This window comes from Thermoactinomyces sp. CICC 10735, from assembly GCF_016055175.1.
Taxonomy (GTDB): domain Bacteria; phylum Bacillota; class Bacilli; order Thermoactinomycetales; family Thermoactinomycetaceae; genus Thermoactinomyces; species Thermoactinomyces vulgaris.
Genome location: NZ_JAECVT010000001.1, coordinates 112,946 through 138,030, shown reverse-complemented (window position 1 = coordinate 138,030; position 25,085 = coordinate 112,946). Strand labels below are relative to the sequence as shown.

The window sequence follows — 25,085 nt, the reverse complement described above, 5'->3', positions numbered from 1 at the left end:
ATCTTGTTCTTTTTTTTTCTGTCTTGCAAACTATACATATAACACGCGAAAGGATGAAACCTCATGATGATCTTGTACAATGATCAATTCAAAAAACGCGAAGATGTCCGTATTGACATTGAGGACCGTGCCTATCAATTCGGCGATGGAATTTATGAAGTGATCCGGGTGTATGATGGAAAACCTTTTTATTTGAACGAACATTTAGAAAGACTGGAAAAAAGTGCCAAAAAAATAAGATTAAATCTCCCTTATTCCCTGGATGAGCTGGAGGATCGGTTAAATCAATTAATCAAACAAAACGATTTTACACAAGGAAATCTTTATTTACAAGTAAGCCGGGGAACCGCTCCGAGAAACCACGCTTTCCCGAAAAACAGCGCCCCTCTTCTCATCGCATACACCCAACCGGCCGAACGCCCCGTCAAAGAACAAACGGAAGGAATCCGTGCCATCACGGCGGAAGACATCCGCTGGCTTTGGTGTAACGTCAAAAGCTTAAACCTGCTCGGAGCCGTATTGGCCAAGCAAGAAGCTTATGACAAGCACTGCAAGGAAGCCATCTTTATCCGGGACGGCATCGTCACGGAAGGAAGCTCCACCAATCTCTTTATGGTAAAAGACGGCATGCTCCTCACACATCCGGCCGACCATTTCATTTTACACGGAATCACCCGAAAGATCACTTTACAATTAGCGGATCAATTGCAAATTCCTGTCAGCGAAAAGAAATTTGGCAAAGAATCCCTTTCTGATGCCGATGAAATCTTTATCACCAGTACCACCATGGAAATCTGCCCGGTGGTGGAAGTGGACGGAAAAACCATCGGCGACGGGCGCCCCGGTCCGCTTACCCGACAATTGCAAGAAGCTTTTAAGCGGCTGATCCCGTCAAAAACCGAAGCTTGAATGCCCGCTTTCCCTGCCCGGTTTCTCATGAGGCTCCGCAAATGACAAAAAAGATGAAAAATCACACTTTCTCCAGAAACAGCCAAGGAAGACCGGATTTTATTGGTCTTCCTTGGCTGTTTCTGGATCATTTTTATTTTTTCGCCTCAATGATTTTAAACCCGGTATTCCGGAGCGTGACATCTTTGATCAATACAGGATTTTCCGCCGTATGGTTGAGCTCGGTGACATTCGAACCATGAGTCAACTGGATGTTCAAAATATTCAGCGTCGTTGTGACGGCCACCTCAAGGGGAGTTTTGCCATCATAATTGTCCAACCGCTGTTCGGCCACTTTTTTCATATTCCCGTTAACATCAAAAAGCTCCACCTGATCTTTTTTATCCGACCACACCAACCGGAACCGCTCATCCCCCACAGACTGAATATCCATGGCAAACGAATCATTTGGCGGAGGCTGGATCAAAAAGCCGGAAGCTGCACCCGCATCCAACCGGACCTGGGATTTCGGGAACACATCCAAGTAATTGCGGTTTTGCTCATCCACCGACAAAATGGCCTGACCAAAATCAATGATCCAAGGCTGATGGTTCAACCAGTTACGCAATGCGGATGATTTATCGCTGATGCCATCCACTTTCGGCGCATTCAGCCGGGCCCCTTCATCGCCACGGAATTTGAGCTTCATTTCCCCACGCATCGGAGTGATTCCGACCGCGATCCATTTCTCTTTTTTCCCTTCTTCCTGAAGCGAGATATGTACAGGATTTCCGGAGAGATAATAGATCTCGAAATGATATTTCTTGTTGGGTGAAATACGATATTGATTGCCGGAATTTGCAATCGTCGTGACTTTATCTCCGCCAACCTGATGGAACAGACCGATTTCCCCTTTTTCATCAATATACAGACCGTAAATGGAAGACTTGTCTTCCGCTTCCAGATACCCCAGGAACGTGTTGGTTTCTTTCAGGATGAAATCCCCTTTTAAAACGGAGTTGCCCTGGATGCTTTCGGACATGGTATACTGATCCTTTTCTTTCGTGAACTGGATCACCTGATTTTCCCCTTTTGCCTGATTTGCTTTCTCCCCGCTTGTCGCAAACAAACCGGCCAAAGGATTGTCGGATGAATAGCTTTCCTTCGGCTGCCATTGGGCCACCGCCAAGGATACCAGAACCAAAGCCGCCGCAGCCACCGTCACGGTAGCATAAACTTTCTTCCGGTTATTCTTTTCTTTTCTTGCGCGGGACAATCCGGCCTCATCCGCATGATGCTGAAGATAATTCTCGATGCTTTCGGCAACTTCTTCAAAATTACGTTGCCGGTTCAAGGCAAACAAAGCTAATTTCGCAATTTTCTGCGGAATTTTCTTTTCGTTTAATATCTTTTCAGCGGACTTATGTCCCCCAATCGGTGACTGGCCGGTCAACAAATAGAATAACAATTCACGCCATTTCTCATCATATCTTGGCTTTTCCGGATCTTTCATGTAGTAGAACAATAACAGCGGTTTTTGCCCGTTGAGCAAAATGTTTTTCGGATCCAGCGTTGCGCTTAACGGAAGTGGCAAACGGGACAAATCAAGCAACGTTTTAAAGCACCGGTTCACCACACGAACGGCAACTTCCGGCTCCATCGCCCGCTCTTTATTCACGATCAAGGGCAAAGGATCCCCAGAAAACGGCGGATGAACCAAAATGATTTGGTCCTTTTCTTCCATGACATCCAGAATTGGTGCCAAGTTAGGATGCTGCAAACGGCGAAAGGATTCGCGATAACCGGACGGTAAAGGTCGACGGGTGATTTTGATGGATTGCAGGAATACCTGAGCACCATCTGGGGATTTTGCTTGTAGAAGTTGTCCGGAAAAGAAATTAATCACGTCTTCTACTTGAAATCTCTCGTAATAACGACGATTTAATCGACTTCCCTGTTTCAACAGCATTTTCCCCTAACTTATATAAGTTTTATTATGATCAAAAAATGAATTAGAGCAATTATAATCAGCAATCTATATGCTATCATAAGAACTCGAAAAATCAAGCAGGATGATATCGCCTGTCCCAATTAATCTCAAAGGAAAATTCAGAAAAAAACTTACGATTATGATGATACTCTGTCCAAAAAAATAAATCAATTCATATATCGAAATAAGAAGAAATAGCAACATAAATTTCATGAAAATTTCATATTCGCACAAAAAAGCTTTCCAACCGTTTCTGTTGGAAAGCCGAAAACGTACATCCTCTCTTATCTGCGGAGGTTCCAATCATCGGAATCATAGCGTTCCCGGATACGGGCTTGGACCCGTTCTTTTTCTTCCGGTGTCAATTCTCCCGGTTGCAATTCGACGCCGATTCCTTTTTGGAATCCTTCGTAAAAAGCCTGGATGACTTCATCCAAAGAAACCGGATAAGACAAAATCCGGTTGATGGCCACCGCTTTTTGCAAAAATTGCTCTTTCAGCCTTTGCCGGGCCCGTTCGGAAGGAAATACCAACAAGGTAAACAACAGATCTTCATCGAAGTCCATCAAAATCGAACCATGCTGAAGAACCACTCCGTGTTGCCGGGTTTGTGCACTTCCCGCCACTTTTTTTCCGTCGATCACCAATTCATAATCCGAGGGGGAATCAAAACAAGCTGCCGACATGTGTTCTTTTTTGGTCTTTTGCGGATCGGACAGATAAGCATCCAATCCCAGCGCTTTAAATCCTTCCAACAGCCCCTGGCTGATGACCCGGTAGGACTCGCTGACGGTTTTGGGCATGATCGGATCCTCTTCCGGCACGATCACGCTGTAGGTCAACTCCTTGTCATGGAGAACTGCCCGTCCCCCGGTCATCCGCCGGACAAAGCCCAGATTTTTTTCCTTTATGTAAGACAGGTTGACTTCTTTTTTGGCTTTTTGGAAGTAGCCGATCGACAAGGTCGGAACCCGCCAACCGTAAAAACGCAAAGTCGGTGGAACCTTCTTCTCGGAGACAAGCTCCATGACCGCTTGATCAATCGCCATATTTTCCGCGGCGGAATACGCTTGATAAGGTAAAAATCGCCATGTTGTCATTTCCATCACACCTTTGTCATCAAATCCGTTTACTTTTCATGATACAACACTTATGCGAAATCTGCATGCGACCGGTGCCGCTTCTCCCATTCCAACACCTTTTGCAGCATTTCATCCAGCGGTGTCATGCGATAGCCCAGCTCTTGAACCGCTTTTTGGGAGGAATAATAAATGTTTCTCCCGGTCAGTTTGGCCAAATCCCAAGCAAAAGGCGGCTCCTTTCCAATCAGCCAGGAAAAACCTTCACCCAGCCACGAAATTCCCTTCACCAACGGGGCCGGAACCGTATAAATCGTCCGGTTGCTTCCTGCGAGGCCGGCGATCCTCTGAAAAAGCTCCCGCAGGGGAAGATTGGTTCCTCCCAAAAGATACCTCTCTCCCTTTTTGCCGTGCAATGCTGCCAAAAGATGGCCTTTTGCCACATCATCCACATCACAAACATTCATGCCGCCTTCCGGTGCGACAAACAAACGCCCTTGCAACACGGAACGGACAAAATTCGAAGCATAATTCCTTCTGCCAAGGATAACCGTGGGATTGACAATTGTCGCACAGAGCCCTTTTTTGACATACTGAAGCACGACCTCTTCGCCTGCTCTTTTCGCCATGGAATACCCGACCTTCAGGCGGTCCCCGTTAAACAGGTAGGATTCATCGGCAATTTCATTGAAAGGCAGCCCCACCGCAGCCGCCGAACTGGTGTGGATAAACTTTTTCACACCGCTTTTCAGTGCTTCTTCCACAATATGTTGTGTCCCGTTGACATTAATCTTGAACATGTGCTTTTTCCCGGCTTTTCCCCACGCCACTTCCCCCGCAACATGAAAAACCCAATCCATCCCTTCACAACAACCGGCAATCGTATCCGGACGGGTCAAGTCCCCGGTGCGAAGCGAAATCTTTTCCGGGAGATCACGCAAACGGGATGTTTCCCGATGCAGGACGGTTACATCATAACCTTGTTCACATAAATAATGCACTAGATTCCTCCCCACAAAACCGGTGCCGCCCGTGACCAACACTTTCATCCAAACCCCTCCCATTCAAGATATTCCAAGATCCATTATTTCATATTCGTCCTGTGCAAAAAACAAGCGACAATAAACAAAGCGCCGCATTCCTGTGCATGCAGCGCTTTGCCTTTCCTTAACCCTTGAAGGAGATGATCTCTTTGTCCCCCCGGTTTACATTTTCTTTTTCGATGTGAACGGTTTTTCCTTCTTCCAGGTTGGTAAATACGATTGGAGAAATAAGCGATGGCGCATTTTCCTTCACAAAATCGAGATCAAACTCCAGCAATTTTTGACCAGCTTTGACGGAATCGCCTTCCTTAACAAAGCTTTCAAACCCTTTTCCTTCCAACTTCACGGTATCAATTCCGATATGAATCAGCACTTCACGGCCGTTCGGAGTCCGGATGCCGATGGCGTGCTTGGTCGGGAAAAGATTGATAATTTCACCGTCAACGGGGGAAACAACCACTCCTTCAGCCGGATCGACGGCAAATCCGTCTCCCATCATTTTTTGCGAGAACACTTCATCCGGAACTTTTTCTATCGGCAGAAGTTTCCCGGTCATGGGAGAAACCAACGTCTCCTCTTGGTCGTTCTGAACCGGTGCCGCTTCTTCTTTCTTGGTGTCTGTTTCTTTGTCTTTCTTCGCTTCTTGCGGTTTTTTCCCCATCATGATGCGCTTCATTTGTTCTTTGATGTTATCCGACTTCGGCCCGAAGATGATCTGGAAGTGGTTTCCCATCTCCAAAACACCGGAAGCTCCCAGTTTTTTGAGGCGATCTTTGTCCACCTGACCGGCATCATGGACCGAAATCCGGAGTCGGGTGATGCATGCATCCAGGTTAGCGATGTTTTCTTTTCCGCCCAACGCTTCCAAGACATTGGCCGCAAGTTCCCCGGTCGGTGCCGCATCCGTTGCATCCGCACTTTCCGTATCATCTTCCCGGCCCGGTGTTTTCAGATTCCAGAACTGGATGGCAAAGCGGAATCCAAAGTAATAGATCACCGCAAAGACCAGCCCGACCGGAATGATTAACCACGGTTTGGTATCCTGTTCCCAGAACATGATCAAATCGATCACACCGCCGGAGAAGGTCATTCCGGCTTTGACACCCAAAATATCCATCATCATGAAGGACAAACCTGCAAACACACAGTGGATGGCATAAAGAACCGGAGCCACAAACAAGAACGAAAACTCAATCGGTTCGGTAATCCCGGTCAAAAATGAAGTCAAACCGGCCGATAACATGAGCCCGCCGACCAATTTTTTCTTTTCTTTGCGGGCCGTGTGGTAAATTGCCAACGCAGCTGCCGGCAAACCGAAAATCATGAACGGGAATTTCCCGGACATGAACGTTCCGGCCGTCGGGTCTCCGGCCATGAAACGGTTCAAATCCCCTTTGATCACTTCGCCGGAATCGGTGACAAATTGTCCAAACTCAAACCAGAACGGCGAATAGAAAATATGGTGCAGTCCAAACGGAATGAGAGAACGCTCGATCAAACCGAAGATGAAAGCCGCAACCGCCGTATTTTGGGTTGTCACGATTCTGGACAGGTTGTCAATTTGCTCCTGAATCGGCGGCCATACAAAGAAGAAGATCAGTCCAAGCAAAAACGCCGAAACAGCCGTTACAATCGGAACAAAACGTTTTCCTCCGAAAAAGCCGAGGAACGAAGGCAGTTCGATATCGTGAAAACGGTTATACAAATAGGCGGCAACCCCCCCGATGATAATTCCTCCAAACACACCCATCTGCAAAGTGGGGATCCCCAGCACACTGACGGTTTCCACTTGATTTAACTTTGCCATTTCCCCCAGGGTGGTGTTCATCACCAAATACCCGACGACGGCAGCCAACCCGGCTGTCCCTTCCCCGCCGGACAAACCGATCGCCACACCGATGGCAAAAATCAATGCAAGGTTTTGAAAAATGATGTCTCCTGCACTTTCCAAAATGCTGATGTCCAGCTTATTCCCGAATGCCAAAAGCAATCCGGCAGCCGGCAAAATCGCAACGGGCAGCATCAATGCTTTTCCGATTCGTTGCAGGACGCCAAACAAATTTTTAAACATGCAAATTACCTCCTCTGATTCTCCTATTTTGCCCTTTCCACGCAAAAAGGCATGAGCAAAAAAAGCAGACGGAAAGCGCTTGCACAAGGTGCAAACCGCCCTCTCGGCTTTTTCCACTCATGCCTGATCGAATCAGTAACACGTGGTAAAAGAACAAAAACAGGAAGATTTACTTTTTATCAGACCAAAGTTGTTGCAGATGCAAGGTCAAATAACTGATCTCTGCAGGATACACCGGTTTATTCAGTTCCTTTTCCATCACTTTGGCTAGTTTCCAAGCCATAGTGTAACACAAAGGATACTGAGTTCGCAACATTTCATTCATCCCTTCGGGTTCGGAAATGCTTTCCCCTTTTTCCGTCCGTTCAATGGCATAACGCAAGTGTGTGACCAAGCGCATATAGGATAAACTTTGCTTGTCCAGTTTTTGACCCAGCGTATTTTCAACAAATCGAATCAATTTTAAGATTAATTTGGAATATTTCTGAAGTTCCGCCAAATGCCGCCTCGTCAAAGCGCTGTGAATGTGAAGGGCAATGAAACCGATTTCTTCTTCCGGCAGATGCACATCCAGCCGCCGGTTGATCCACCGGACAATCTCTTCGGCAACCTGATATTCTTTTTGATATAACGTTCGCGTTTCGATCAGAAAAGGGTTGTGAAAAGAAAGTCCCTGCTCGGTTCTCTTGATCGCAAAAGCAATGTGGTCCATTAAAGCGACATGAATATGCTCATTCAAAGGGGATTGAAACCGGTCCTGAATATGCTGAACCACTTCATTCATCACTTCCACCAACCGATCATCCACTTGGTTCAGCAATTGCTTGTATTGTTCTTGTTCCTTCGGATCATATAAGACAAAACATTTCTCCACTGTTTTTTCATCGATCACGGCGCCGGCTCTTTTATGGAATCCCAAGCCTTTCCCGATTAAAACTGTTTCTCCAAAGACCGGGTGAACGGCAATGACCACATTGTTATTCAATATTTTTTTTATACGAAACAATCCGCTCACTCTTTCCATCCTCACTTTACTCGTTGCCTATGTGCTTTGAGTATACGTGAACATGATTTTCTTTTCAATAACAGTGTAACCATACTCGATAATAAAAAAAGTTCCTTTCAAGGAAACCACCCTGAAAGGAACTTTTTCCAAACGGGAAAATGAACAAGATGAATTCAAGGAAAACGTTATGGTTGTTCGGTCAGTTCTTCTTTCTTTTCATGGATTTGACGGGCTTCTTCCTGCCACCATAATGCTTCTTCAGGATTTTCCAGAATTTCCTTGATTTCGTGATGTTCTTCCACAACCGGCAACGATCCCCGGAGCGCTTTTCCGGATGTTTCCTTCACAAACCAAGTGACCACCAGAATTCCCACCACCGAGGCGAAAATAAGGTAATACGCCGGAACCATTCGGTTATTGGTCTGACTGATGAGCCAGGAAACAACAAGCGGTGTCGTCCCTCCGAACAAGGAGGTCGAAATGTTATAAGTGATGGCCAATGCCCCGTTGCGTACATTGGTAAAAAACAAAGAAGGCAAGACCGACGGCATGGTTCCCTGAAATGTGGAAGAAAAGACCGCCAACAGCATCAATCCTGCAAATACAAGGATGGCATTGCCGCTTCCGATTAACAAAAATGCCGGAACGGACAAGAGAATCAACCCGACCAGACCGCCTTGTACGATTTTTTTGGCTCCGATCCGGTCACTGGCATATCCCATCAACAATACAATCGGAATCATGATCAGCATCACAACCACAATCAACAGCAGCCCTTCGGCTTCCCCGTATCCAAGCACGGCGGTCAAATGCGACGGCATGTAGGATAAAACCGTATAATTGATGACATTATAGGAGAACACCACAAACAACCCAATGAGAATCGGGCGCCAATGAAGCCGGAGAATCTCTTTGACAGATGCATGTTCATCATTTTCTTCCTCCGGTTTGTCACTTTCCATCGCCTCGTAAACCGGCGCTTCATCCAACTTGTTCCGAAGATAAAATCCAATCAGTCCGATCGGCGCGGCAACAAAAAACGGAATTCTCCATCCCCACGCCAACATGGTCTCTTCCCCCAAAAGATAAGTCAGCGCCGTGACCAATCCGGCCCCGGCAATATATCCGACGAGGGTTCCCACTTCCAAACCGCTGGACATAAACCCTCTTTTTTTATCCGGCGTGGACTCGGCGATATACGTCATGGCACTGGCATATTCTCCGCCGGTGGAAAAACCTTGGGCCAAACGCGCCAACAGCAACAAAATCGTTGCGGTGGATCCGATGGATGCATAGCCAGGAATCAAACCGATGCTCAATGTCGAAACAGCCATGATAATCTAAGTGGCCGACAAAATATTTTTTCTTCCGAACCGGTCTCCCAGTATCCCGAAAAAGATCCCGCCGACGGGCCGCACGAGAAAAGCGATGGCAAATGTGGCAAACGAATAGACCAATTGCATGACCCCGCTTGCCTCCGGAAAGAATACTTGTCCGATGGTGGCTGCCAGGTAGGAATAAATCCCGAAGTCAAACCATTCCATCGCATTCCCGGCGGAAGTGGCCATGACCGCACGCTTGGATTCCTTGGCATCCACCACGGTAATGTCGTCTTTTTTCAGCTTCATCTTTAACTTTTTTCTCAATCGGTTTCTTTGCTCCATTTTTTCTTCCAACCGGCAATTCCTCCTTTTGGCAGTCAGTTAATCTTAATGTATCCGCATTTCAAAAGAATTAACCGGCAAACCCCGGTCAAAAAAAACAGTCCTTTCCGATTGGAAAGGGCTCTTCCGTCCTCAAAACCTGATTGGTTTATCCAATTTGACTCTTCAGCAAATCGCCACCGCCAAAGATCCCCCGGGAAACGGATTGCCACTTGCGCCTGAAACGACTTTCCGCCTTGCGATCCAACCATCGATCCAGTGTCCCTGCATCCAAACCCTGTTGATTTTCTTTGTGCTGGTACATTCATCCCGTTCACCTTCCCAACCATTTATATACCTCTTTTTACAACAAATAAACGTGAAATTGCGGAGACTCTGGAAAATCAGGATTTCGGTATTAATTTAATTATTATTAATCTTTGTTTTTTTAAATTAAAAAAGAAGCACAAACGAAGGGCACTCCCCCGTTTGTGCTTTTTCATTTTGTTCATTGATCCGGTTTCGTCCAACGTACGACCGGCTTTCTTGCCGCCTGCACTTCATCCAATCTTTTCAATACGGTATGGTGCGGGGCTTCTTGCACGATCTCCGGATTTTCTTCTGCTTCTTTGGCAATCTGAATCATGACCTCCACAAAGGCATCCAATGTTTCTTTGCTTTCCGTTTCGGTCGGTTCGATCATCAGGCACTCATCCACGATCAGCGGGAAATAAATCGTCGGCGGATGCATGCCGAAGTCGAGCAATCGTTTGGCCATATCCAGGGTCCGTACCCCCAATTTCTTCTGTTTTTTGCCGGACAGGACAAATTCATGTTTACAATGTTGCGGATATGGCAGGTCGAAATAAGGCTCGAGCCGGCGCATCAGATAATTGGCATTTAATACGGCATCTTCCGACACCCGGCGCAAACCGGCGGGCCCCATCGTCCGGATATAGGCATACGCACGGACCAAAATCCCGAAGTTTCCGTAAAACCCTTTGATGCGGCCGATGGAGCCGGGAATATTTTCATCGAGATAATAAGTTCCCTCGTCATCCTTTTTAACGACCGGGGTGGGCAAAAACGGCGTCAATTCCTTGCGCACCCCGACTGGTCCGGCTCCCGGGCCGCCACCGCCATGCGGGGTTGTAAACGTTTTGTGCAAGTTTAAGTGCACCACGTCAAATCCCATGTCCCCGGGACGGGCAATCCCCAAAATCGCATTGGCATTGGCTCCGTCATAATACAGCAACCCGCCCGCTTCATGGACCAAATCGGCAATCTCCTGAATCTGTTCTTCAAACAAGCCCAAGGTGTTGGGATTGGTCAACATCAGGGCTGCCGTATCTTCCCCCAAAACTTTTTTCAATTCTTCCACATCCACCAGGCCTTTTTCGTTGGAAGGGATGGTGATGGTTTGAAATCCGGCAACGGAAGCACTGGCCGGGTTGGTTCCGTGTGCCGAATCCGGAACAATCACTTTGTTTCTCCCGTTTTCCCCCCGCGATTCATGGTAAGCGCGAATCATCATCAAGCCGGTCCATTCCCCTTGCGCTCCGGCGGCCGATTGCAACGTCACAGCATCCATTCCGGTAATCTCGGCCAAGTCGTTTTGCAATTCATACAAGAGTTGCAAAGCGCCTTGAACCGTTTCTTCCGGCTGATAAGGATGAATTTTGGCAAATCCGGGATAACGGGCCACGTCCTCATGCACTTTCGGATTATATTTCATGGTGCAAGATCCCAGGGGATAAAAGCCGTTGTCCACACCATGGTTGCGTCTGGACAATTCCGTATAGTGACGCATCAAATCCAGTTCGGACACTTCCGGGAGTTCCGCCGGTTCTTCCCGAAGCAACTCTGCTGGCAGATCATCCACGTCGGGCACATCGGACTCCGGCAAACTGTATGCCACACGCCCCGGGCGGCTCATTTCAAAAATCAAGGCTTTCTCTTTGCTCTTCATAAGATTTCCTCCAATCTTTCTGCCAACTGGTCGATTTCTTCTTTGGTCCGCACTTCGGTCACTGCCATCAGCATCTGTTTCTCCCAAGCCGGGTTTAACTTGCCAAGATCATATCCACCGATCATTCCGTGGTGAAGGAGGGCTTGATTGACTTCTCCGGCCGGGCGGCTGAGTTCAATCACAAATTCATTGAAGAAAGGTTGCTGATAAACCGGGCGAACCCCCGGAACTCGCGACAGGCGTTTTTGCGCGTAATGAGCCTTTTTGGTGTTTAACCAGGCCACTTCCTGCATGCCTTTTTTCCCCAATGCCGACATGTAAACACTCGCCGCCAGGGCCATCAGCGCCTGATTGGAACAAATATTGGATGTCGCTTTGTCGCGGCGGATGTGTTGTTCCCTGGCCTGCAAGGTGAGAACAAATCCGCGCACTCCGTCCTCATCCACGGTTTGTCCCACAATCCGTCCGGGAATCTTGCGCATCAACTTTTTCGTCGTCGCAAAAAACCCGCAGTGGGGACCTCCGAAGGAAGCCGGGATTCCCAAAGGCTGTGCATCCCCGACAACAATGTCCGCTTTATAATGGCCGGGCGGTTTCAAAATGCCGAGAGACAACGGATTGGTGCTGACAATCAACAAACCTTTATGCGCATGGGCAATTTCTTCAATCCCCTTTAAGTCTTCAATATTCCCAAAGAAATTCGGGGATTGGACAAGGACGGCCGCCGTTTTTTCATCCGCCAGCTGCCGCAGGGCTTCGATGTCGGTGACCCCGTCTTTGGTCGGCACCATGACGATCTCCCATCCGAATCCTTTGGCATTGGTTTGAAGAATCTGGACGGCCTCCGGATGGATGGTTTCGGAAACGATCATTTTTTTCTGACGGGATGCCCCCGCTGCCACACTGGCTGCTTCCGACAAGGCGGTAAATCCGTCATACATGGATGAGTTGGCCACTTCCATGCCGGTCAGTTCACAAATCATGGTTTGGAATTCAAAAATGGCTTGCAGTTCCCCTTGGCTGATTTCCGGCTGGTAAGGAGTATAAGCGGTATAAAATTCAGACCGCGAGATGACATGATTCACCACACTGGGAATATGGTGTTCATACACGCCGGCTCCCAAAAAAGAAACATATTGGTCCAGCGAAGCATTTTTTCCCGCCATACGGGCCATATGCCTCACCAAAACCGGCTCACTCATCGCTTCGGGAAGGTTTAATTCACCTTGAAAGCGCACCTCTTCGGGAATCTCTGCAAACAATTCCTCAACCGATCCGACTCCAATGGTTTTCAACATTTCTTTCCGATCCTGATCCGTCATCGGCAAATAACGAAACTTTGTCATATCCGACCTCCGCCTTTCTCTTTTACTTCTCGCGCTTATAAAAAGGGGTTTTGACGATTTTCGCTTTCAGTTTTTTCTTGCGGATTTCCACTTCAACCTCTTCACCGGTTTTGGCATATTCCGAACGGATCAATGCCAGCCCGATATTCTTTTTTAACGTGGGGGACTGTGTTCCCGTGGTGACTTCCCCGATTTTTTCTTCTCCCCGATAGACAGGGTAGCCGGTGCGCGGGATTCCCCGCTCCGTCATTTCCAGTCCGACCAGTTTGCGGGGAGCGCCTTCCTTCTTTTGCAAAGCCAGGACTTCCCGCCCGATGAACTCCCCTTTATCCGGTTTGACGGCAAAGCCCAATCCCGCTTCGACCGGGGTAATCGTTTCGGACAGTTCTTGCCCGTATAACGGGAGCTTGGCCTCAAAGCGCAGGGTATCCCGTGCTCCCAAACCGCAAGGCAAAACTCCTTCCGGCTTTCCTTCCTCCAGAATCGCCTTCCACAACCCGGGAGCATCCTCAGCGGCAAAATAGATCTCAAAACCGTCTTCCCCGGTGTAACCGGTTCGTGAAACCAGACATCCTTTGACTCCGGCAATCTCGGTTTCCTGTTGGAATTTAAAAAATGAAATCGTTGATAAGTCCGTTTCCGTCAAGCGTTGCAGCACCTGTTCCGCCAGCGGGCCCTGCAAAGCGAGAAGCGCCACGTTCCAGGAAATGTTTTCCACAACCACTTGTCCGGATGCATGTTGTTTGATCCATTCGTAATCTTTATCAATATTTGAAGCATTCACCACCAGCATGAATGTTTGTTCTCCTGTCCGGTAAATCAACAGATCGTCAATGGTTCCGCCATCCTCATTGCACATGATGGTATATTGTGCGGCTCCCGTTTTCAGCTTGGAAACATCATTGGTGGTCAGCTTTTGCAGCAGATCCAAAGCATCCGGCCCGCTGACCATGATTTCTCCCATATGGGAAACATCAAACAATCCGGCTTTGGTGCGAACCGTTTCGTGCTCCTGTTTGATGCCGGAAAACTGGACAGGCATTTCCCAACCGCCAAAAGCAACCATCTTGGCATCATCCTTGTAAACTTCATACAACGGAGTTTTTTTCAGCTCACTCATGTCTGGTTCCTCCTTACATCATGGGTCATGAAAAAAAGACAGAATGCCCCCTGTCACGGGAAAAACACTCTGTCCTTACGACCTGAGAGTTGCTTTGCGAAATGAACGCAAAGTTGCCCCTTTGGTGGCTGTGATCCAAAAGACCAGCACTCTCCAGAGGTGCGTCCAGCGGGCCTCCTTTTGCCTGAGAGATTCGCCTTCTTCCAAGGCTTGCTCCTTCGGCGCCACGGATGTGGTCTCTCCTCCCGCCTTCAACCGCCGAACAATATTTGGTTATCTACCCCTCATTTTGCCATAATACACGATTATTTTCGATATGATTATAAAAAAAGTTCGTTTTTTATTTTTCTATGCATCCATTTTTTTCGTTTGAACCATACTATAACAGGATCAATGACTATCAGAAAGGTGGATCGACGGATGCATTCACCCCCGATTCGTTTTGACCGAACGTGGCTTCAATCCTTTCTGACCCAAGCGGAAACGGACCAAAACTGGTCCACATGGGAACGCTTCCAATTGGCGGTGGAAGCGACCGAAAAAAAGATCATCCCCTCTTTTGAATCTATCCAATGTCTGAAACAAATTCAAGGGTTTGAACCGCTTCCGCACCAAATTGAAGTCGCAAGGCGCGTCATCAACGAAATGCGCGGCCGCGCCATTTTGGCGGATGAAGTGGGACTCGGAAAAACCATTGAGGCCGGTTTGATTTTCAAAGAATATCTGATTCGCGGACTGGTCAAACGGGCTTTGGTTTTGGTGCCTTCTTCTTTAGTATTGCAATGGACCCGGGAATTAAATCAAAAATTTGACATCCCGGTCATGGCCCAAAAAAAAGTCTGGATGTGGGACAAATATGACTTTTTAGTCGCTTCCATCGACACCGCCAAACGGGATCCCCACCGCGAACATGTATTGAAGAAACATTATGATCTTGTCATTATCGATGAAGCCCACAAACTGAAAAACCGGCGCACAAAAAACTGGCAATTTATTAACCAGTTGCAAAAGAAATATTGTCTGTTGCTGACGGCAACGCCCATTCAAAATGAGATACAAGAATTATATAACCTGGTGACCCTTTTAAAACCGGGACACCTGGGAAAACAATCCGATTTCAAAAGTGATTATGTCGCAGGAAAACGAAAAGCCAAAAATGAGGCCCAACTGAAAGAGGAAATTCAACGCGTGTTGATCCGAAACCGCCGGTCCGATCAACAATTGCCGTTGACCAAACGGCATGTTCAGACCATTTCCATCGAACTTTCCGCTGCCGAGCGGGCTCTGTATGACGGCATGACAAACTTCGTACGCCAAAGATACCACAAATCATCCGATATGCAAAACACGCTTTCCCTTCTGGTTTTGCAAAAAGAAATTTGCAGCAGCCGGGATGCAGTGTTTCATACTTTATTTAAACTACTGCAAAAAGAGGCAAAAGGTCAATCCGAAATTTCACCGGAGATTTCCAATCTGATCACGCTTTTAAGAAGCATAAAATACTCTTCCAAAGCCAAAGCCGCCGTTGAATTAATCCGCCGCCTGTCCCCGGAAAAAGTGGTGTTGTTTACGGAATACCGCGCAACCCAGGAAATGCTGATGCGTGAATTACTCAATGCCGGGATTCAGGCCGTTCCCTTTCGCGGCGGATTTAACCGGAATAAAAAAGACTGGATGATGGAGCTATTCCAAAAAAGGGCCCAGGTCCTTGTCGCGACGGAGGCAGGCGGCGAAGGCATCAATCTCCAATTTTGCCGCCATATGATCAACTATGACATGCCCTGGAACCCCATGCGGGTGGAACAACGAATCGGCCGGATTCACCGGTTGGGGCAAAAAAGCGATGTGCATATCTATAATTTTGCCACCTTAAACACCATCGAGGAGCATATCATTTGGTTGCTGCATGAAAAAATCGATCTGTTCCGGTCCGTCATCGGCGAGCTGGAAGTCATTTTGGAAAAAATGGATTGGGAAAAAGACGTGGAACAAAACATCATGCGGGTTTGGCTGGAAGCAAAAGATGACGAGGAAGTCCGCAAGCAACTGAGCAAATGGGGAGATGCCTTTTTCGAAACGAAAAAAGCGGTCCTGAAAGATCAGAAAGACAAAGAGGATGTGTTGCTTTATGGATCCAGCCCAAGTTAGAGAGTGGACAGAGAAATACCTGAAGCTTTATCAATGCCCGGTCATTGAATCGGGCCCTTCTTATCTGATCACGCAATTATCGATCGAAGCCGATAAAGATTTGCTCAACCGCCCCTTCTATTGGATGTACGTTGAAAAAATGAACATTCCGCCCAAACCGGTCCAACTTTGCTTTATTTTCGATCCGGAGAACCATCCTCCTGACATCCGGGGGGAAATTTTGCATTATGGGTCCCCCCGTTTCCAAAAAATGCTCCAATCCGCGCAAAAACACGGAAAATTTGTCCGTTTGTACGAGGATCCCGGTTGGCAACCTAGCCATTCGCCATCCAAGCCGTACACTCCCTGGCTGTTGGTGAATTATCAGCTTTCCTATGTTTGTGACCAGAAAAAGAATCGCTTGAGTTCGCTTGGTATCAACCTGTTGAACGGGGAAATTGCCGAGTCATTTTATGACTGTCTGAAAAAACGAAAATGGGTAAACCGCCTGCCTCCCCACCGCTATCTCCCCGCGCACGGAATGTCTTTGACCGAAGCCGTCGGCGAATTGGAATATTATCTGGAAGAGCAGCTGAAAGAAGAAGACCAGACATGGGCAAAGGAAGCGAAAGAACGATTGAACATGGAACTGGAGCAATTAAATGCCTTTTATCCGGGGGAGGAGAAACAAGACGATGAAATCCGGAAGGAAAAGAAAAACCGGGAACAAGAATTGGTTTGGCAATTTCATCCCCGCATCGAAGCGGAAGTGATCAATGCCGGACTGTTTTACATGGAATCATGAAAAAACAGGGTGTGGCTTGAACCCCGGCACACCCCCTGTTTCCGTTTGTCCTTATGTAACTTTAACGTTTTGTGATCAACACGATATTCCCCGGAATCCCGTTGGTCTCTCCCATCAGGCGCAAGGGAAGAATGGGGCCGAGGGTGAAATGATCGGGTGAAAACAGCGACTCAATCGTTTCCTTTGCCAACGGTTTGATGGCAATTTCCCTTTCGCCGGCTGCTGCTTTCAGCTCATCGGTCAATTCGCGGCAACCCCGCAATAACAGTTGTCCGCCCGGTTTTAAAATGCGCAGAATCTCTTTTACATACCGGGAACGGTCTTCTTCCGGAATCACATGCAGGCAACCCCGGTCATTGGCAAAATCAATCGATTCATCCTCAACGGGAAGCGCCAAAGCATTTCCTTGTTTGAAATCGACTTGAACCTTTGCGTCTTCCGCCCGTTTTTTCGCCAATTGAATGGCATTGGACGAAAAGTCGACCCCGGTGACATCAAATCCGCATTTCGCCAGAAAAATCGATTCCCATCCGCCGCCGCAACCGATGTCCACCGCACGCTTTCCTTCAGGCGGCAAACCTTTGACGGCAAATAACGCAACCAGTTCCGATGAAGCTGTTCCAAAATCCCAATTTTTAAAGTCGCCGGTTTCATAAGCTTGATTCCAGTCCATCTCCATCCCCCATTTTGGTGAGTAATGAAATGATGAAATTATTATATTCCCTTTTCTTTTAAAAAAGAAACCACGTCACGGATTCAGCAATTTGGACAGAAATTGACGGGTGCGTTCCTCCCGGGGATTGACAAAAATTTCATCCGGCGATCCCGATTCGATCACCTGTCCGTGATCCATAAAGATGATTTGGTCCGCCACGTCACGGGCAAAGGACATCTCATGGGTGACAATCAGCATCGTTTGTTGCTCCCGGGCCAGCTCTTTCATCGTTTTCAGCACTTCCCCGACCAGCTCCGGATCCAGCGCCGAAGTCGGTTCATCAAAGAGCAGCACCTCCGGTTCCAGCGCCAACGCCCGGGCAATGGCCACGCGCTGTTGCTGTCCCCCGGAAAGCTGGCTCGGAAAAACATGCTTTTTGTCGGACAACCCCACTTTTTCAAGCAATTGTTTAGCTTTTTCCCTTGCTTTTTGTTTTGATTCCTTTTTGACCACCACCGGCCCTTCCATCACATTTTCCAGCACCGTGCGATGCGGAAACAAATGAAATCCCTGAAACACCATCCCGGTTTTTTCGCGCAACTTCCGGACTTCCGCCGGCGCAATTTGCCGGTCTCCAAACGACAGCGTGACATCGGAAATGGTCAGTTGCCCCCGGTCCGGGGTTTCAAGCAGGTTCAAGCAACGCAACAGGGTCGATTTTCCCGATCCGCTCGGCCCGATGATGCAGACCACTTCCCCCTGGCGGACTTCCAAATGAATCCCTTTCAACACTTCCACATCGCCAAACGATTTATAAAGATCTCTGATCCCGATCACAGTTGCTCCCCCTTTCTATGCCGCATAACGTCCATATCGTTTTTCCAGTTTTTCCTGGACAATGTTCAGCAATGTACAAATCACCCAATAGAAAAATGCGACCAAAATGTACACCGTCATGTAATCAAAAGCACGGGCACCGACGATTTTGGCATGATAAAACATTTCATTCACCGTGATCATCGCCAACAAAGAAGTATCCTTCACCAAACTTAAAAAAGTGTTCGCCAAAGACGGGAGAGCCACACGGGCCGCCTGCGGAATAATCACCCGACGCATCGTTTGCCAATAAGTCATGTTGAGGGAGGATGCGGCTTCCCACTGGCCTTTGGGAATGGAAAGGATAGATCCCCGGATCGTTTCCGCGGAGTATCCCCCGACATTGAGGGACAAACCAATGATCCCTGCCAGCGTGGCCGTTAACTTGATGCCGATCACCGGCAGACCGAAGTACAAAATAAATAATTGCACCAACAAAGGCGTCCCGCGGATAATGGAGATGTAGGCGCGGGCGATCCACTGAAACAAAAAGTTTTTGGACATGCGGCCGACGGCGGTGATTAAGCCGAGCAAAAGCCCGATTGCCATGGACACCAGGCTCATCCAGATCGTGGCTGCCAACCCTTCCAAAATGTAAGGCGCGCTTTCGACCGCCAATTCAAGGTCAAATAATTGTTCCCAGCGAATTTGCGTTAACACATCCATTTTTTTACACTCCATCGCAAATATATTATAAGTCTATCAATTTACTTTTATTTAAAGGTGGATGTTTCTATCATAATCAGCCCCTGACTCCATGTCAAAGCAAAAAAGGCGACACGAAGTCGCCTCTTTCCCTTTCATTATGCCTGAATCCCTTCCATCAGGATCACCCGCGCCGGAGCGGCTTCCGTTTCCATCAATTTAATCGGCAGAGCCACCATAAAATAAGTTCCTTCCGGTACTTCTTTCAACCGCAATCCTTCCATGATGATCACACCGGCTTGAAACAAAGATTTGTGAGTGGGATGCCCCGGTTGCGAACGTTCGATCCCGAGCGCATCAATCCCCACGCCTCTTACTTTCTTCTCTGCCAGAAACTTGGCTCCATCTTCTTTTAAATAAACAAATTCAAAATCAAATTCGTCTTTCCCGGAGTTTTTGGTTTTCAGCAACAAAAACTCGCCGGGCTGGATGTCTTTGGCTTCGAGATCCTCTTTGCCGATAGCTCCTTCCACATCGGAAAAATCCAACACCCTTGCTTTACCGACCAAATGTTCCAGGGGAACGGTTTCCATCGTTCCTCCATCCGGAAGCATGTGAAGCGGCGAATCGACATGGGTGCCACAGTGCACATCCATCGTGATTTTTGATTCTCTGGCTGCGGCCGTGTCAAAATCCTGCACGACTTGGATCAACGGCTTCTTCGTTTCTTTGTTTTTGTAAACAGGCATGTCCGGTACAATCGGCATGGAAACATCATAAATTTTCATGGCACACTCTCCCTTGTTATGTAGTTTTCAATTCATCGGCCGTGACCACCTGAGGATCGTTTTGAAGGATGGGCGGCCACCAATGGTGTCCTTCTTCCGCCAACAAATCATGCGCTGCTTGCGGGCCCCAGGTCCCACTTTTGTAAAAATGGAGGGAATCTTGTTCCTGTGTCCAGGCTTGATGCACCGGATCAATAAACTTCCATGACAGCGCCACTTCTTCCCAATGCGTAAAGAAGGTCTGATCCCCGACAATCGCATCATAGATCAATGATTCGTATGCTTCCGGCGTACGCTGTTCACAGTTATGGCAAAAATCCAATGCAACGGGCACAATTTGATGGTCGGATCCGGCTTTTTTGGCGTTTAGCACCAATTTGACGCTTTCTTCGGGATGGATGCTGATGACAAGCAGATTGGGACGCAAATTATTTTGCCTGTTGAAATAAATCCGGGGCATTTCCTTAAATTGAATCACAATTTGCGTCACTTTTTCCGTCATGCGCTTGCCGGTCCGGATATAAAAAGGAACACCGGCCCAACGTAAATTATCCACAAAAAGTTTGGCAGCGACAAATGTTTCCGTCATGGAACGGGGATCGATGTCTTTTTCATCCCGGTACGCGGGCACCGGTTTTTCCCCCATGACCCCTTCTTGGTATTGAGCCCGCACAAAATATTTTCCCACTTCCTCTTGATCGTAACGTCTGAGCGAGCGCAACACTTTGATTTTCTCATCATGAATCGCTTCCGTTTTCAACCGGCTGGGCGGTTCCATGCAGACCATCATCAGCATCTGCAGCATATGATTTTGCACCATGTCCCTCAACGCACCGGCTTGATCGTAATAACCGGCCCGCTGCTCAACGCCCACCGTTTCACTGGCCGTGATTTGTACGGATTCAATGTATTGATGATTCCAGATCGGTTCAAACAAAGAATTGGCAAACCGCAACACTTCGATGTTTTGCACCATTTCCTTGCCCAAGTAATGGTCAATCCGGTAAATTTCCTCTTCGGTAAAGGCTTTTTTGATCTGCTCATTCAACTGTTTTGCCGATTCATAATCGTGCCCGATCGGCTTTTCGATGATGATTCGTTTCCATCCGTTGGTCCGGGTCAATCCGGATTCCTTCAAATGAGAGGAAACCGTACCGTATAAATCCGGTGCAATCGCCAGATAGAACAAGCGATTTCCATTTCCGGCCCCTTGCCAAGCTTTTTCCTTTTCATCAATCAATGCCTTCATTTGTTGATAGCCAGCCGGATCGTCGACACTGGAAGTGACAAATTGGAAGTGCCTTATAAAACGGGACCATTCCTCTTCATTTTCGGCTTTGATTCTTCCAAACGAATGAACCGAATCTTTTACCGCTTGGTGAAAATCCCCGACGTTTCGGATCGAACGGCCGATTCCGATCACCTGAAAGTCCTCCGGCAATTGCTCTCTTTTATATAAGCTGAATAATGCCGGAAACAATTTCCGTTTCGCCAAATCACCCGTCGCTCCGAAAATCACCAAAGAAAAAGAACCGACAGATCTATTTGAAGTCATTCTACTCCCTTCCTTTCAACCAGAAACCAACATTCATCCTTAATATGTGTTTCATGTGATCAAGTCATTCTGAAACACGTATCTTAAATTCTAACAAATGTCATCAACCAATGGATTCAAAGAACGAAAAGCATATAATTCTCAACATTCTTTCTCCTTGTTTTTTTGATTACAGAAAAAATATATAAAAGAATCCTTCTTTCCTGTTTTCACCCCGTCATCCTTCACCTCCCTTGCATGTCCCCCTGAATGCAACCGTCCTGTACGATCCATGATGCGCGTGTTTTTTCTTTTTTCATTTAAATTTTTCTTCATTTGACTCTTTTTAATAATCCTGTTTCCCTTTTTCTGCCGGGACGGCGTTTCGCTTCACAAAAAGCCCTTTCCTTTGTCAGGAAAGGGCTTTCTTCTCATTATTTGGTCACATCGGTGCCAAACCATTTTTCGGATATTTTCGCCAGCGTTCCGTCTTTTTCCATTTCATCCAAAGATTTGTTGATGGCCTTTACCAATTCTTCATTGCCTTTTTGCACCGGGAATGCCGATTCGGCCCGGTCACTTTGGATGTCAATGACTTTCAATGGCAGATCATTCGTTTTCAACATTTCCGCAATCGCCAGTTTATCATTGAGGGAGAGATCGATGCGCTTGGCGGCCACATCCTGCATCGCCCCCATCATATCTTCATAAGCCACGATTTGAGCGCCATGCTCTTCCGCCATCTTTCCATAGTTGCTTGTCGGGGTTTGCCCGGCTTTTTTTCCTTTGATATCTTCAATCGTGCGGATGGTTTGATTATCCTGATGCACCACCAGCTGTGCATATGAAACGGTATACGGTTTGCTGAAATCAAATTTCTCCTGCCGCTCGGGTTTAATCCCCACTTGGTTGGCCACCATATCGATTTTTCCGGTTTGCAGACTGGTCAACAGCCCGTCCCACGGAATTTCCACAAATTCCGCTTTCACACCGAGCCTTTGGGCCACTTCCTGTGCCACTTCCACATCAAAACCGGTTAACTGATTGGTTTTAGGATCATGAAAACTAAAAGGCTTATAAGTCCCTTCCGTTCCTATCCGGATGGATCCCCTCTCTTTAATCTGACTCAGCATGTCCCTGTCGGTTTGCACACTGCACCCGGTCAGTTGCACAAGAACCATCAATCCAAGCAAGTAAACCAAACCATGTCTGAACCACTTCACAGAGCGTCTCTCCTATCAAAACACAAGTTTTTCGATCTATTTTAACGGATAAAGCAATTTTATGCTACTTACTATCGATCCCCTTGTCAAGGAGTGATTATACAACGAAACAACATAAAATTTTCCTGTCAATCATCGTTTTTCTTCTGTTGCCGGTGAAACGTCATCAGTCTCCACAGCAACTTGCGGTACCGCTGATTCACTTCTTCCAAGTAAGTTTGGAAGGATTCACCCGTCATGTTCAGCCAGCTGAAACAACATAGTTCCAAGTAATACACCAACTCTTCCAATTGGGGATGAATGCCTTCCCATTCTCTTTTTTGAACTTGGTCCAACATCCATTCCACTTTCCGTTGAACCTTGCGTATTTGTGCCGTTTTCCGGTGCAACTCCGAAACTTCATTCAACTGGCGGACACTCTCATCAATGCCGATCAAAATTTCTCCCAATTCATTGGATGGATTGCATTCACGGGAGCACGGTTTCACGTTAAAGATCATGTCACCACCCCTGTTTCTTGCAGAAACCGTTGAAGAGCCTGGACAGCCAGACAAAATCACGTCTACTATATCACCAATTTTCACCATCCTGCAATGACGGATGATCAAAAATCAAAAAAATTGCGACTCAACCCGTACAACCGGCCATACATCCGCATCGCAAACGAATCTGTCATTCCGGCAATATAATCACAGATTACGCGAGCCCGCTCTGCTTCCGTGGAAGCCTGGTTTAACAGCATCCGGTCATGTTCGGTCAACAACCGCTCTTCCGACAATAATGCCTGAAACAAAGAACGGATGATTTGTTGCCCCTTCCATGCAATGGTTTGAACCCGTTGGGAGAGAATCACCTTCTCGGATACCAATTCTTTTAACCGGTCCAACAAATCCCGCAAATCATCCGGCAACATCACCGAATATTTCAATCGCGGCGACCGGACATTCAGATCGTTCTTTTTCACTTTGACGTGGGTGATCAGCGTGGAAATCAATCCGGAAAACACTTTTTTTAACCGGTATTTCAACTGGGGATCTTCCGGATCCGTCCGGTCCAGAATCATACATGCTTTTTGCAACTCTTGATAAACAGGGTTTTCACCAAAAGGCATCAACAGCTCTTTCAACTGTGCCAACCGGATAAATCCCAGATGAACGGCATCTTCTGCATCGTGCGTGCCGTAAGCTATATCATCCGCCAAGTCGATGATCGAGCACTCCAGCGTTTGATGAACGGTCAGGCGGCGGTTGGCATCTCCGGTCTTCATCAGATAAGCCTTTTCTTCTTCGCTCAGGGACGACACAACCCATTCAAACGCTTCCTGATCACAGCGAAACATGCTGGCTTTCGGTGGAAGAGACGGCTCATCCCGATCCCGTTTTTGCTTCATGGCGGTATCCAGAAAGATCGGGTATTTCATCACGGACAACAGCAACGCGCGTGTCAAATTTAATCCGCCGGCATGCGATTCCCCTTCCAGCCTCGTTAAAATCCGGAATGTCTGCGCATTGCCTTCAAACCCGCCATAGTCCGACATACATTCATGCAACACTTCTTCCCCGCGATGGCCGAAGGGGGGATGTCCCAAATCATGGGCCAATGCCGCCGCTTCCAACAATGAAATATCCAGCGCCTGATTTTCCGAAAAAAAAGGGGAGTGCTTGTTCAGATAAATGCCTATGCCCCGGGCGATTTGGGCGACTTCCATGGAATGCGTCAAACGGGTCCGGTGAAAATCCCCTGCACTTTGCCAAAACACCTGGGTTTTGGACTGAAGACGGCGAAACGCCGCACTGTGCACAATCCGTCCGTAATCTTTCTCAAAATCATCCCGTACATCTTTGAAATTTCTTGGGCCGGAAGCTTTCCGCCGCTCCATGTCTTCAGGCAGATACAATTGGTTTTCTTTCGGACGAACAATCAACATACGCTCCACCCTTATCCATCCGTTCTTTCTTTACAAACGCTTTTAACATTTCTTGGTTTTTTGCCAAATCCCTTCGCGCGTCATCAATTTTCTTTTTGTATAGTTTTCCATTTTTCCAAACATGATAAAAGCAGAACCTTAAAAAAGGAGCGATGGACATGGAAATCGAACGCGCAAAACAGATTTTGCAATCACCGGAGAAAATCACGGTCTTGTACCAAGGAGAACCGGTCTGGATTGACATGGTGGACGAAAGCGCTGAAAAAGCACAGGTTCATTCCGAAACCAATCCCGATGATGTAAAAAAGATCCCGGTTTGGGATCTGGAAGAGAAAAAAGAAGTGCACTGA

General features: G+C 47.4%; 21 protein-coding genes, 1 pseudogene and 1 riboswitch. Of the genes and pseudogenes, 4 read left to right on the top strand and 18 right to left on the bottom strand.

Annotated features, from left to right (window positions below):
* The first annotated feature begins 63 nt into the window (after positions 1–63).
* Positions 64–909 carry a D-amino-acid transaminase gene (gene dat / locus I8U23_RS00675; protein ID WP_198050603.1) on the top strand — a complete coding sequence of 282 codons (846 nt, stop codon included), beginning with the start codon at positions 64–66 and terminating at the stop codon, positions 907–909.
* A gap of 133 nt (positions 910–1,042) precedes the next feature.
* On the opposite strand, the gene I8U23_RS00670 is transcribed toward dat, so the two are convergent.
* The 10 genes and pseudogenes from I8U23_RS00670 to gcvT form a co-directional block, all read right to left on the bottom strand.
* A complete protein-coding gene (locus I8U23_RS00670) occupies positions 1,043–2,851 on the bottom strand; it encodes a serine/threonine-protein kinase (RefSeq protein ID WP_156097709.1) in 1,809 nt (602 codons plus the stop codon).
* Between the two features lie 311 nt (positions 2,852–3,162).
* Positions 3,163–3,978, bottom strand: a complete 816-nt coding sequence (locus I8U23_RS00665) for a lipoate--protein ligase family protein (RefSeq protein WP_483316378.1) — start codon at positions 3,976–3,978, stop codon at positions 3,163–3,165.
* Between the two features lie 50 nt (positions 3,979–4,028).
* Positions 4,029–5,006: an NAD-dependent epimerase/dehydratase family protein gene (locus tag I8U23_RS00660; RefSeq protein WP_198050602.1), complete on the bottom strand. Its 978-nt coding sequence runs from the start codon at positions 5,004–5,006 to the stop codon at positions 4,029–4,031.
* Between the two features lie 118 nt (positions 5,007–5,124).
* Positions 5,125–7,071 carry a glucose-specific PTS transporter subunit IIBC gene (gene ptsG / locus I8U23_RS00655; protein ID WP_198050601.1) on the bottom strand — a complete coding sequence of 649 codons (1,947 nt, stop codon included), beginning with the start codon at positions 7,069–7,071 and terminating at the stop codon, positions 5,125–5,127.
* A gap of 169 nt (positions 7,072–7,240) precedes the next feature.
* Positions 7,241–8,086 carry a glucose PTS transporter transcription antiterminator GlcT gene (glcT, locus tag I8U23_RS00650; protein WP_131470941.1) on the bottom strand — a complete coding sequence of 282 codons (846 nt, stop codon included), beginning with the start codon at positions 8,084–8,086 and terminating at the stop codon, positions 7,241–7,243.
* 176 nt (positions 8,087–8,262) lie between these two features.
* A pseudogene (locus I8U23_RS00645) lies at positions 8,263–9,741 on the bottom strand (MFS transporter).
* A 148-nt stretch (positions 9,742–9,889) separates the two neighbouring features.
* Positions 9,890–10,045 (bottom strand): hypothetical protein, encoded by a 156-nt coding sequence (locus I8U23_RS00640; RefSeq protein ID WP_156097710.1) that lies wholly within the window; start codon positions 10,043–10,045, stop codon positions 9,890–9,892.
* Between the two features lie 183 nt (positions 10,046–10,228).
* Positions 10,229–11,689 carry an aminomethyl-transferring glycine dehydrogenase subunit GcvPB gene (gene gcvPB / locus I8U23_RS00635; RefSeq protein ID WP_049719923.1) on the bottom strand — a complete coding sequence of 487 codons (1,461 nt, stop codon included), beginning with the start codon at positions 11,687–11,689 and terminating at the stop codon, positions 10,229–10,231.
* Positions 11,686–13,035 carry an aminomethyl-transferring glycine dehydrogenase subunit GcvPA gene (gene gcvPA / locus I8U23_RS00630; RefSeq protein WP_049719922.1) on the bottom strand — a complete coding sequence of 450 codons (1,350 nt, stop codon included), beginning with the start codon at positions 13,033–13,035 and terminating at the stop codon, positions 11,686–11,688. The genes gcvPB and gcvPA overlap by 4 nt, the downstream gene beginning before the upstream one ends.
* Positions 13,036–13,057: 22 nt before the next feature.
* Complete coding sequence (gene gcvT / locus I8U23_RS00625; RefSeq protein WP_037993926.1) at positions 13,058–14,155, bottom strand: glycine cleavage system aminomethyltransferase GcvT; 1,098 nt, start codon at positions 14,153–14,155, stop codon at positions 13,058–13,060.
* 162 nt (positions 14,156–14,317) lie between these two features.
* Positions 14,318–14,410, bottom strand: a riboswitch (glycine riboswitch).
* Between the two features lie 165 nt (positions 14,411–14,575).
* Between gcvT and I8U23_RS00620 the strand changes: the two genes are divergently transcribed.
* Both I8U23_RS00620 and I8U23_RS00615 read left to right on the top strand, forming a co-directional pair.
* Complete coding sequence (locus I8U23_RS00620; protein WP_037993928.1) at positions 14,576–16,303, top strand: DEAD/DEAH box helicase; 1,728 nt, start codon at positions 14,576–14,578, stop codon at positions 16,301–16,303.
* Complete coding sequence (locus I8U23_RS00615; RefSeq protein ID WP_037993930.1) at positions 16,284–17,087, top strand: YqhG family protein; 804 nt, start codon at positions 16,284–16,286, stop codon at positions 17,085–17,087. Before I8U23_RS00620 ends, I8U23_RS00615 begins: the two co-directional genes overlap by 20 nt.
* Positions 17,088–17,148: 61 nt before the next feature.
* Here the strand turns inward: I8U23_RS00615 and I8U23_RS00610 are convergent, their stop codons facing one another.
* From I8U23_RS00610 to I8U23_RS00575, 8 genes are all read right to left on the bottom strand, one after another.
* On the bottom strand, positions 17,149–17,760 hold the full coding sequence (locus I8U23_RS00610; protein ID WP_198050600.1) for a class I SAM-dependent methyltransferase: 612 nt from the start codon (positions 17,758–17,760) through the stop codon (positions 17,149–17,151).
* Between the two features lie 75 nt (positions 17,761–17,835).
* Positions 17,836–18,579 carry an amino acid ABC transporter ATP-binding protein gene (locus tag I8U23_RS00605; protein ID WP_037993933.1) on the bottom strand — a complete coding sequence of 248 codons (744 nt, stop codon included), beginning with the start codon at positions 18,577–18,579 and terminating at the stop codon, positions 17,836–17,838.
* A gap of 15 nt (positions 18,580–18,594) precedes the next feature.
* Positions 18,595–19,278, bottom strand: coding sequence for an amino acid ABC transporter permease (locus tag I8U23_RS00600; RefSeq protein WP_231564574.1), 684 nt, complete (start codon positions 19,276–19,278; stop codon positions 18,595–18,597).
* Positions 19,279–19,421: 143 nt separating this feature from the next.
* Positions 19,422–20,051 carry a cyclase family protein gene (locus tag I8U23_RS00595; protein ID WP_037993939.1) on the bottom strand — a complete coding sequence of 210 codons (630 nt, stop codon included), beginning with the start codon at positions 20,049–20,051 and terminating at the stop codon, positions 19,422–19,424.
* A gap of 16 nt (positions 20,052–20,067) precedes the next feature.
* Positions 20,068–21,606: a glucose-6-phosphate dehydrogenase gene (gene zwf, locus I8U23_RS00590; protein WP_198050599.1), complete on the bottom strand. Its 1,539-nt coding sequence runs from the start codon at positions 21,604–21,606 to the stop codon at positions 20,068–20,070.
* 413 nt (positions 21,607–22,019) lie between these two features.
* Positions 22,020–22,808 carry an amino acid ABC transporter substrate-binding protein gene (locus tag I8U23_RS00585; protein WP_370526862.1) on the bottom strand — a complete coding sequence of 263 codons (789 nt, stop codon included), beginning with the start codon at positions 22,806–22,808 and terminating at the stop codon, positions 22,020–22,022.
* A gap of 128 nt (positions 22,809–22,936) precedes the next feature.
* Entirely contained in the window at positions 22,937–23,308 is a 372-nt protein-coding gene (locus tag I8U23_RS00580; protein ID WP_198050598.1) for a hypothetical protein, read from the bottom strand.
* A gap of 104 nt (positions 23,309–23,412) precedes the next feature.
* Complete coding sequence (locus I8U23_RS00575; protein ID WP_232335423.1) at positions 23,413–24,735, bottom strand: anti-phage deoxyguanosine triphosphatase; 1,323 nt, start codon at positions 24,733–24,735, stop codon at positions 23,413–23,415.
* Positions 24,736–24,893: 158 nt separating this feature from the next.
* Here I8U23_RS00575 and I8U23_RS00570 point away from each other — a divergent pair, with 158 nt between their 5' ends.
* A complete protein-coding gene (locus tag I8U23_RS00570; protein WP_037993944.1) occupies positions 24,894–25,085 on the top strand; it encodes an H-type small acid-soluble spore protein in 192 nt (63 codons plus the stop codon).